At 71.4% G+C, this 9,773-nt stretch carries 8 protein-coding genes; 3 read left to right on the top strand and 5 right to left on the bottom strand.

The annotated features are described in order from the left end of the window. The 4 genes from FRW57_RS11935 to FRW57_RS11920 all read right to left on the bottom strand — a co-directional run. Positions 1–1,340, bottom strand: a 1,340-nt coding sequence (locus FRW57_RS11935) for a sensor histidine kinase (protein WP_238999404.1), incomplete at its 3' end; no start/stop codon positions are given. A gap of 7 nt (positions 1,341–1,347) precedes the next feature. Continuing rightward, positions 1,348–2,061, bottom strand: coding sequence for a response regulator transcription factor (locus tag FRW57_RS11930; RefSeq protein WP_137120670.1), 714 nt, complete (start codon positions 2,059–2,061; stop codon positions 1,348–1,350). Positions 2,062–2,203: 142 nt separating this feature from the next. After that, positions 2,204–3,856, bottom strand: a complete 1,653-nt coding sequence (locus tag FRW57_RS11925) for a DNA repair helicase XPB (protein ID WP_137120669.1) — start codon at positions 3,854–3,856, stop codon at positions 2,204–2,206. Between the two features lie 46 nt (positions 3,857–3,902). Further along, positions 3,903–4,520, bottom strand: coding sequence for a hypothetical protein (locus FRW57_RS11920; RefSeq protein ID WP_137120668.1), 618 nt, complete (start codon positions 4,518–4,520; stop codon positions 3,903–3,905). A gap of 233 nt (positions 4,521–4,753) precedes the next feature. On the opposite strand from FRW57_RS11920, the gene FRW57_RS11915 reads away from it, so the two are divergent. From FRW57_RS11915 to FRW57_RS11905, 3 genes are all read left to right on the top strand, one after another. Continuing rightward, positions 4,754–5,710 carry a hydroxymethylglutaryl-CoA lyase gene (locus tag FRW57_RS11915; protein ID WP_202911442.1) on the top strand — a complete coding sequence of 319 codons (957 nt, stop codon included), beginning with the start codon at positions 4,754–4,756 and terminating at the stop codon, positions 5,708–5,710. Beyond that, entirely contained in the window at positions 5,707–6,165 is a 459-nt protein-coding gene (locus tag FRW57_RS11910; RefSeq protein WP_238384550.1) for a GNAT family N-acetyltransferase, read from the top strand. The genes FRW57_RS11915 and FRW57_RS11910 overlap by 4 nt, the downstream gene beginning before the upstream one ends. 97 nt (positions 6,166–6,262) lie before the next feature. Continuing rightward, complete coding sequence (locus FRW57_RS11905) at positions 6,263–8,212, top strand: M13 family metallopeptidase (protein WP_137120666.1); 1,950 nt, start codon at positions 6,263–6,265, stop codon at positions 8,210–8,212. Between the two features lie 27 nt (positions 8,213–8,239). On the opposite strand, the gene FRW57_RS11900 is transcribed toward FRW57_RS11905, so the two are convergent. Next, the coding region (locus FRW57_RS11900; protein WP_162529341.1) for a helicase-associated domain-containing protein at positions 8,240–9,773 on the bottom strand (1,534 nt) is incomplete at its 5' end.

Raw genomic sequence — 9,773 nt, 5'->3', positions numbered from 1 at the left:
AGGCCGTTGCCGCCGCCGTGCCCGCGGGTGCGTGCCGGGTCGGCACGGTAGAAGCGCTCGAAGACCCGTGCCGCGTCCTCGGGGGCGACCCCGCTGCCGTGGTCGCGGACCTCGAGCACCGCCCGCGAGTCGCGGCGCCCCACAGCCAGCTCGATGGGAGAGCCGGCCGGGGTGTGGTTGATGGCGTTGGCCACGAGGTTGGCCACCACCTGCCGCAGCCGTTCCTCGTCGCCGGCGACCAGCGTCGGCTCGACCAGGGCGCCGATCGGGAGCAACCGGATCGAGCGACCGGGGTCGAGCGCCTTGGCGTCCTGCGCGGCATCCGCCGCGAGCACGGTGAGGTCCACCGTGCCGAGCTCGACCGACCTGGGCGTGTCCAGCCGGGTGAGGAGCAGCAGGTCCTCGACGAGCCCACCCATCCGGCTCGCCTCGTCCTCGATCCGGCGCATCGCCCCGGCGACCTCCTCCGGCTCGCGCACTGCCCCCTGACGGAACAGCTCGGCATACCCCCTCACCGTGGCGAGTGGAGTGCGCAGCTCGTGTGACGCATCACCGACGAACCGGCGCATCCGGTCCTCGGATGCCTCCCGCACGGCGAAGGACTGCTCGATCTGCGCGAGCATCGCGTTGAGTGAGTCGGCCAGGCTGGTCACCTCGTCGGGCGCGGTGCGCTGGGGGATGCGGCGGGTGAGGTCACCACCGGCGATGGCCGCTGCCGTGTCCTCGATCTCGCGCAGCGGCCGGAAGGCGCGGCGCACCGCGAACCAGCCGATCACGGCGCAGGCCGCCGTGACGACCAACCCGATGATGGTGGTGAGGACGCGCAGTCGGTGCACCGTGCTGTCCACCGTGGCGAGGGAGACCGCCACCGCGAACGTTGCGGTCCCGTCACGGGTGGCGCCGGCGACCACCCGCCAGCGTCCGTCGCCGTCGACGGAGCCGACGGTGAACGGCTGACCGCTGCGCACCCGCGAGTCCGCGAGGGACAAGTCCGGGATCTTGGGGTGATCCTGGTCGCTGGTGGGCGTGGTCAGGTCGATCGGCTTGCCCGACCCGGTCGGCATGATCCGCACGGCGTAGGTATTGGGAGGGGCGAACGGGTCCAGGTCGGAGCGCTGGTTGAGGACCTGCGCGAAGGCGGCCGAGGCGACGGGGACCGCGGCCTGCCGCAGCTCCTTGTCGGTGCGGTCCATCAGGTAGCCACGCAGCAGGGCGGTCGTGGCGCCGCTGGTGAGGACGATGGCGGCGAGCATGAGCACGACGACCACCGCGATGAGCCGCCAGCGCAGGGGCATCGCCCGCAGGCGCTCGTGCGCCTGGGGCGCCGGGGGAAGGTTCATCGGCCGCTCAGGGCGCTTCCGGCGGCAGCCGCAGCACGTAGCCGACCCCGCGCCGGGTCTGGATCAGCGACGGTCCGTCGACGTCGAGCTTGCGCCGCAGGTAGGAGATGTAGGACTCGACGATGCCCGACTCGCCGCGGAAGTCGTAGTCCCAGACGTGGTCCAGGATCTGGGTCTTGGACAGGACCCGGTTGGGGTTGAGCATCAGGTAGCGCAACAACTTGAACTCGGTCGGCGACATCTCGACGACCCGGCCGCCGCGCCGCACCTCGTGGGAGTCCTCGTCGAGCTCGAGGTCGGCGAATCGGAGGGTCGCGTCGCCGCCTTCCGGCTCCTCCTGGCGGGTGCGGCGCAGCACCGCCCGGATCCGGGCGACGACCTCTTCGAGACTGAACGGCTTGGTGACGTAGTCGTCGCCGCCGACCGTGAGTCCCTTGATCTTGTCGTCGATGCTGTCCCGGGCGGTGACGAACACGATGGGGAGCGCGCGTCCACGCTCGCGCAGCCGGCGGGTCACGGTGAAACCGTCCATGTCGGGCAGCATCACGTCCAGCACGACCAGGTCTGGCTGCAGCTCGGCGGCGCGCGTCAGCGCGCTGTTGCCGTCGGCCGCCACCTCGACCTCGAAACCGGCGAACCGCAGGCTCGTGGCGAGCAGCTCGCGGATGTTGGGTTCGTCCTCGACGACGAGCAGCCGTGCTTCTGGTGTCTGCGTAGTCACGCCGTCCAGTGTCCCGCCGGAGTCTGGGAGTTTCCTGTATGCCGTCTGGGCGCCGCGAGGCTGCTCACGCCGCCACCTGCCGGGCAGCGGGAGGCAGCGGGAACGCGGGGTGAGCCAGCGGGGCAGCGAGAGCAACTCCGTGTCAGTCGGGCAGGCCGGCCTGGAGGTCGTCGGCGTCCACGATGCGGTAGGCGTAGCCCTGCTCGGCGAGGAACCGCTGCCGGTGAGCCGCGAACTCGGCGTCGACGGTGTCGCGGGCGACCACCGTGTAGAAGTGCGCGGTGCGGCCGTCGCCCTTGGGCCGCAGCACCCGGCCGAGTCGCTGCGCCTCCTCCTGCCTGGACCCGAAGGTGCCCGACACCTGGATGGCGACACTGGCCTCCGGCAGGTCGATGGAGAAGTTGGCGACCTTGCTCACGACGAGCAGGCCGACCTCGCCGGAGCGGAAGGCGGCGAAGAGCTTCTGCCGCTCGGTGACCGTCGTCGCGCCCGTGATGAGCGGGACGTCCAACCGGCCGGCGAGCGTCTCGAGCTGGTCGAGGTACTGGCCGATGACCAGGGTCGGCTCACCGCGGTGCCGGGCCACGAGCGCCTCCACGACGTGGTCCTTGGTCGGGCTGCACGAGGCCAGCCGGTAGCGGTCCTCCGGCTCCGCGGTCGCGTAGGCCATCCGCTCGGCGTTGGGAGGCGTCACCCGGATCTCGACGCAGTCGGCGGGGGCGATGTAGCCCTGGGACTCGATGTCCTTCCAGGGCGCATCGAACCGTTTCGGTCCGATCAGGCTGAACACATCGGACTCGCGGCCGTCCTCGCGCACGAGCGTCGCGGTCAGGCCGAGGCGTCGGCGGGCCTGCAGGTCGGCGGTCATCCGGAAGATCGGAGCAGGCAGCAGGTGCACCTCGTCGTAGATGACCAGTCCCCAGTCGCGGGCGTCGAGCAGGTCGAGATGGGTGTAGGTGCCCTTGCGGCGCGTCGTGAGCACCTGGTAGGTCGCGATGGTCACCGGCCGGATCTCCTTGCGGGCGCCGGAGTACTCGCCGATCTCGTCCTCGGTCAGGGAGGTGCGCCGCAACAGCTCGTCGCGCCACTGCCGGGCGGCGACCGTGTTGGTCACGAGCACGAGGGTGGTGGTGCGGGCACGGGCCATCGCACCCGCGCCGACCAGCGTCTTGCCCGCCCCGCAGGGCAGGACGACCACGCCGGAGCCACCGTGCCAGAAGCCGTCGACCGCGTGCTGCTGGTAGGGCCGCAGCGACCACTCCGACTCGTCGAGGTCGATCGGGTGCGCCTCGCCGTCGACGTAACCGGCCAGGTCCTCCGCGGGCCAGCCGACCTTGAGCAGCTCCTGCTTGAGGTGGCCGCGCTCGGAGGGATGCACGGCGATCGTCCCGTCGTCGACGCGCGCGCCGACCAGGGGCTTGATCTTCTTGTGCCGCAACACCTCTTCCAGCACCGGCCGATCGGTGCTGCGCAGCACGAGACCGTGCGAGGGGTGCTTCTCGAGGCTGAGCCGGCCATACCGGGCCATCGTGTCGGCGAGGTCGACCAGCAGGGCCGGCGGCACGGCATACCGGCTGTAGGTCACCAGCGCGTCCACCACTTGCTCCGCGTCGTGCCCGGCGGCGCGGGCGTTCCACAGGCCGAGCGGAGTGAGCCGATAGGTGTGGACGTGCTCGGGGGCGCGCTCCAGCTCGGCGAACGGCGCGATCGCACGCCGCGCCTCGTCGGCACGGGGATGCTCGACCTCGAGCAGGAGGGTCTTGTCGCTCTGGACGATGAGGGGGCCGTCGGTCATAACTGTGGCATCAACGCGTTCGGCCGGTGGGGTGTTCCCGTAGCGCTCACCTCACCGGCGTCGTGAGCTGGTGCATCCAGACGGCCAGCCCCACGCCGAGCAGCACCGCGCCGATGACCACGAACGCCCAGTTGACCACGTAGACGATCCAGCCCACCCGCAGCAGTCGTCGTTTGGCGGCAGCGTCGTCCTTGCCGACCGCGAGGAGGCCGATGGCGACGCTCGGCAGGCCGACGAACAGCATGGTGAAGACCATCGTCAGCAGCGACACGGTGACCAGCGGCGCGGCCGACGGCCGTGACTGGTCCTCGACGTGGTGTCCGTAGGCCGGATAGGGCTGGCCCGGCGGCGGCGAGAGCCGGGGAGCGTCGGAGCCGTATGCCGGGTAGGGCTGGCCGGGTGGGGTCCCCACCTCCGGGCGCGCGGCATAAGGATCCGGGGGCGCGGCACCCGAGGGCGGTCGCGTCTGGCGCTCGGCCGACTCTGCTGGCGGCGGGTGGACCGGCATCCGTGCCGCGTCGGTCATCGGCAGCGGAGAGGTCGGGTCCGGCCGCACCGGTGCCGTGGTGCTCCCGGTGAGCGTGGCCCGGCGCTCGCGGAAGGCCCGGGAGAACGCATCCTCCTCGGGATCGCCGGCGCCACTGGCGCGTGGGTCATCGCTCATCGCGTGCTCCTCTGTGCCGCGTGGTTCGAGCATAGGCGGCGCTGCAGGTCAGCGGTGGTGTGGCGGGACCATCGCCCCGGAAAGGACGAGGACGGTCGTCGGCGGTGCCCGAGTTCGAAGGAAGGTCCTGCGTGCCGGTTGCCGCGACGACCGCGGCGCAGGACGTCGTGCCGACGGGGGCCGGTCCACCGTCGCCCCATGGCGGCGGCAGGTCGGATGGCAGGATGAGTGACATGAGTCTGCCGAGCACCGTGCCCCTGTCCGGGCTGCCGGATCGCGTCACGATCTACGAGGTTGGCCCCCGCGACGGGCTGCAGAACGAGAAGGCGGTCGTGCCGGTCGAGACCAAGGCCGAGTTCATCCGGCGGCTGGTCGCCGCCGGACTCGGGACGGTGGAGACCACCTCGTTCGTGCCGCCGAAGTGGATCCCCCAGCTGGCCGACTCGACGGAGCTGGTCGGCCTGCTCGGAGAGGACGCGCTCGGCCCGCGTCGACCTGTGCTGGTGCCCAACGAGAAGGGACTGGACCGGGCCCTCGAGCTCGGCCTGACCTCGGTCGCGGTCTTCGGCAGCGCCACCGAGACGTTTGCCCGCAAGAACCTCAACCGTACGGTCGCCGAGTCGCTGGAGATGTTCGCTCCGGTGGTCTCGCGTGCCAAGGAGGCTGGTGCCTGGGTGCGCGGCTACGTCTCGATGTGCTTCGGCGACCCGTGGGAGGGGGAGGTGCCGGTGGCCCAGGTCGTCGACGTCTGCGGCCGCCTGATGGACCTCGGCTGCGACCAGCTGAGCCTGGGCGACACCATCGGCGTCGGCACACCCGGCCACGTCCTGTCACTGCTGGACTCCTTGGACGGCAAGGGAATCGGCATGGAACGTGTCGCTGTGCACTTCCACGACACCTACGGTCAGGCGCTGTCCAACACCATGACCGCGCTGGCCCGTGGCGTCACCGTCGTCGACGCGTCGACGGGCGGTCTCGGTGGGTGCCCCTACGCCAAGAGCGCGACCGGCAACCTGGCCACCGAGGACCTCGTCTGGGCGCTCAACGGGCTCGGGATCGAGACCGGGGTGGACCTCGACCAGCTCGTCTCGACCAGTGTGTGGATGGCGCAGCAGCTGGGCCGGCCGTCGCCGTCGCGAGTTGTCAAGGCGCTCGCCGGAGCGGCGACGACAGCGGGAGGACAGGGGTGAGCGCGAGCGAGGTCACCTACCGGAAGGCGACTCTCGACGACGTGTCGACGATTGTCGCGCTGCTGATGGACGACCCCCTCGGCGCCGGCCGCGAGGACCCCGACGACCTCGCGCCGTATGCGCGGGCGTTCGCGCAGATCGCCACCGACCCGCACCAGGTGCTCGCGGTCGCCGAACGCGATGGCGTCGTCGTCGGCACGCTGCAGCTGACCACGATCCCGGGGCTCTCCCGTCGGGGCACGACCCGCGCCCAGGTCGAGGGTGTGCGCGTGCGGGCGGACGAGCGCGGGACCGGTCTCGGAACGCAGCTGATCGAGTGGGCCGTCGAGGAAGCGCGCCGTCAGGGGTGCGCGCTGATCCAGCTGACCTCCGACAGCTCGCGCGCCGGCGCACACCGGTTCTACGAGCGGCTCGGCTTCACGGCGAGCCACGTCGGCTTCAAACGCGAGCTGTGACCTGTCCCCGGCCACGGACGGACGTTAGAGCCGCACCTCACGCATGCGATCGTCATACCTCACCAGCCCCCTCCCCCTCCGAAGGAGCAGTTCCCAGATGAAGTCAGGCATCAACCTCGAGGCGATGGACCGCTCGGTGCGGCCCCAGGACGACCTCTTCGGGTTCGTCAACGGAAGTTGGATCGCGAACACCGAGATCCCGTCCGACCGTGGGCGTTACGGCACCTTCGACATGCTGCGGGAGGAGGCGGAGGGGCACCTGCACGAGCTGCTCACCGAGGCCGGCGCCGAGGACGCGGCACCGACCGCCGGGCGCAAGGCGGGTGACCTGTTCGCGTCGTTCATGGACGAGGCGCGCGTCGAAGAGCTCGGCGTGACCCCGCTGCGGCCGGACCTCGAGGCGATCGACTCGGTCATGAACGTGCCGGGACTTCTGCGGGTGATGGGACAGCTGCAGCGCCACGGGGTCGCCGGTGCGGTGATTCCCTTCATCAACACCGATGCCCGCGCCTCCGACCGCTACATCGCCTATTTCGAACAGGCGGGTCTGGGCCTGCCGGACGAGTCGTACTACCGCGAGGAGCGGCACGAAGGTGTGCGGACGGCATACGTGCCGCACGTCGCGCGGATGCTCGGTCACCTCGGGGTGGACGCAGCCCAGGACGCGGCCGACCGCGTGATGGCGCTCGAGACGCGGCTGGCGAAGTCGCACTGGGACAACGTGGCCACGCGTGACGCGGTGAAGACCTACACCAAGGTCGACGCTGCGGGGCTGCGCGATCTGGCTCCGGGGGTCGACTGGGACGCCTGGCGCGAGGGGCTCGGGGTCGCGGCCGACGCGCTCGACGAGGTCGTGGTGCGACAGCCGAGCTACCTGGCCGGACTCGCCGAGGCGCTCGAGCAGGTGCCCCTGGACGACTGGAAGCTCTGGCTGCGCTGGCAGCTCGTGCACGCCTATGCCGCCTACCTCTCCGGGGACCTGGTGACCGAGGACTTCGAGTTCTTCGGGCGCAAGCTCACCGGAGCCACCGAACTGCGCAAGCGGTGGAAGCGTGGGGTGTCCCTGGTTGAGGAGGCGGCAGGCGAGGCGGCCGGCCAGCTGTATGTCGAGAAGTACTTCCCGCCGGAGGCCAAGGCCCGGATGCTGAACCTGGTGGAGAACCTGGTGGCGGCCTACCGCCGCAACATCTCGTCGTTGACCTGGATGGGTGAGGAGACGCGAGCCAAGGCCCTGGAGAAGCTCGAGGCGTTCACGCCGAAGATCGGCTACCCCGACCGGTGGCGGGACTACTCGGCGCTGGAGGTCGACCGCAGCGACCTGCTGGGCAACGTGCGACGGGCCAACGCCTTCGAGCTGGACCGCGACTTCGGCAAGCTGGGCAAGCCGATCGACCGCGACGAGTGGTTCATGTCGCCGCAGACGGTCAACGCCTACTACAACCCGGGGATGAACGAGATCGTCTTCCCCGCGGCGATCCTGCAGCCGCCGTTCTTCGACGTCGAGGCCGACGACGCGGTCAACTACGGCGCCATCGGGTCGGTCATCGGGCACGAGGTCGGCCACGGGTTCGACGACCAGGGTTCGCGATACGACGGCGCGGGCAACCTCGTGGACTGGTGGACGCAGGAGGACCGCGAGCGCTTCGAGGCGCTCACCGGCGCGCTGATCAAGCAGTACGACGCCTTCGAGCTGCGCGACTACCCCGGCAACACCGTCAACGGCGCGCTGACCGTGGGTGAGAACATCGGCGACCTCGGTGGGCTGACGATCGGCTACGAGGCGTGGCGGATCGCGACCGAGGGCGCACCGTCGCCCGAGATCGACGGGTTCACCGGTGCACAGCGGGTGTTCGCCGGCTGGGCGCAGGTGTGGAAGGGCAAGGCCCGCGAGGAGTCGGCCCTGCAGCTGCTGCAGATCGACCCGCACTCGCCGGCCGAGTTCCGGGCCAACATCGCCCGCAACCTGACCGAGTTCTACGACGCCTTCGACGTGGTCGAGGGCGACGACCTCTGGCTGCCCGAGGAGGAGCGCGTCCGCATCTGGTGAGCACGGCGATGTGGTCAGGCGGGGCGGTCAGGCCAGGGCGGCTCCGGTGATGCGGTGGATGGAGAACGACCGCTGCACGTCGGAGTCGGCCTCAGAGCCGAGGACCCGGCCGCCCTCGACCCGGCTGGGCCGCAACAGGATCCGTCTACTGCTGCCGGTCGCGTCGACGTAGCCGATCCACACGCCGAGGTGGTCGGCCACTGCCTCCCGCAGCAGCGCGAGGGTCACCGTCGGATCACTGGCCGGCAGCCGCGGGCCGACTCGCGACTCGTCCTGCTGACGTCGGTATGCCGTGGCCTCCTCACCCGCGCGCAGCGCCGCCACGAGGGTCGTCGAGTAGTCGTCGTCCACCCGGGTGACCTGCACGGGTGAGGTCGCGGCCCGGCGAGGAGGCGTGCGGTGTCGGCTCGCTGCCGGGACGACGATGCCGCCCTCCGGCGACTCGGCCGCCGGGGTGAACCCGTTGTCCCGCAGCATCTCCAGGGTGGTGGTGGCTGGTGCTGGCGACACGAGCACGGTCGGGGCGATCCGGCGCAGCCGCAGGGGGCTCAGGCCCCGGTCGGCCGCCATGGCGTCGAGCACCGCGCCGTCGTCACTGCGCACGTAGGAGCTCACCGAGCCGACCCGGGTCTGCCCGTGCCGGCGTGCGACGTCGTGGACGAGGTAGTCCAGTGGTTGCGGGACGGGAGTGCGGCTGGCGTCGGAGAGGGTCTGGAGCACCTGCGCCGCCGACCAGCCCGCGTCGAAGACCCGGCGCAGGCTGTCGGGGGAGAAGCGGAAGACGGTGGCGCCGCCGCGGGACTCGACGTCCGACGCGAGCCGCATGAAGCGCGCGAGGCTGCCGTCGAGGCGTCCGGGCGCGATCGCCGTGAGGTCGGCCTGCAGGAGGATCTCCTCGACGGGTGCCGGCAGGTGCTCGGCCATCGCAGCAGTCGCCGCGTCGAGGTCGTCCTCGAGCAGCAGCCGACCCGCCGCGCTCAACGCGCCGCCGCCGGTGACCCCGACCCAGTCGGCCTCGCGGAGCACGACGTCGATCCTGGTCTCGACCCCCTCGGGGAGTCGCAGCGGGCGACGCCACCGGATGCGGTCCTCCAGGACCCCGATGCCGGGGGCGGCGCCGGGCGCCAGCGTGGCGAGCTCGCGCAGCACATCCGCCCGGCGCTGCCTGCCGGCCGGCCAGACCGCCGCCGCGCTCAACGCGTTGACCGTGCCCGAGCCGACGGCGTTGGACCCGACCAGTGAAGGGGCCCTGCTGCTCGCGAGCCAGGCGGCCGCGACCCGGCACCAGCGTCGTTCGCCGGGCTGCTGCTGCCACTCGTCGTAGGCGGGGGTGGGTGCCCAGCTGGGTTCGAGGGCGCCGTCGTCCGCGAGCAGCCCTGCGGCGTAGCCCATTTCGGCGACGAAGGCCGCATGCTCGACGGGTAGGTCGAGGACCGCTCCGAGCCGTTTGAGGTCGCGCACCGCGAGACCTCCGGCCCGCAGCACTCGTGGTGGCCGCGCCCCCCACTCCTCGGCCAGCTCGTCGAGGTGGCCGAGGAGCTCGGCGGCCGGTGCGCCCGCG

Source organism: Segeticoccus rhizosphaerae (genome assembly GCF_009192725.1).
Classification (GTDB): domain Bacteria; phylum Actinomycetota; class Actinomycetes; order Actinomycetales; family Dermatophilaceae; genus Segeticoccus; species Segeticoccus rhizosphaerae.
The sequence above is the reverse complement of the archived record's forward strand: the minus strand, read 5'-3'. Positions and strand labels throughout refer to the sequence as shown.

Excerpts from the sequence above, each read along its gene's own strand:
- FRW57_RS11925 (WP_137120669.1), bottom strand. The coding sequence starts at position 3,856 with ATGACCGACGGCCCCCTCATCGTCCAGAGCGACAAGACCCTCCTGCTC.
- FRW57_RS11920 (WP_137120668.1), bottom strand. The coding sequence starts at position 4,520 with ATGAGCGATGACCCACGCGCCAGTGGCGCCGGCGATCCCGAGGAGGAT.
- FRW57_RS11915 (WP_202911442.1), top strand. The coding sequence starts at position 4,754 with ATGAGTCTGCCGAGCACCGTGCCCCTGTCCGGGCTGCCGGATCGCGTC.
- FRW57_RS11905 (WP_137120666.1), top strand. The coding sequence starts at position 6,263 with ATGAAGTCAGGCATCAACCTCGAGGCGATGGACCGCTCGGTGCGGCCC.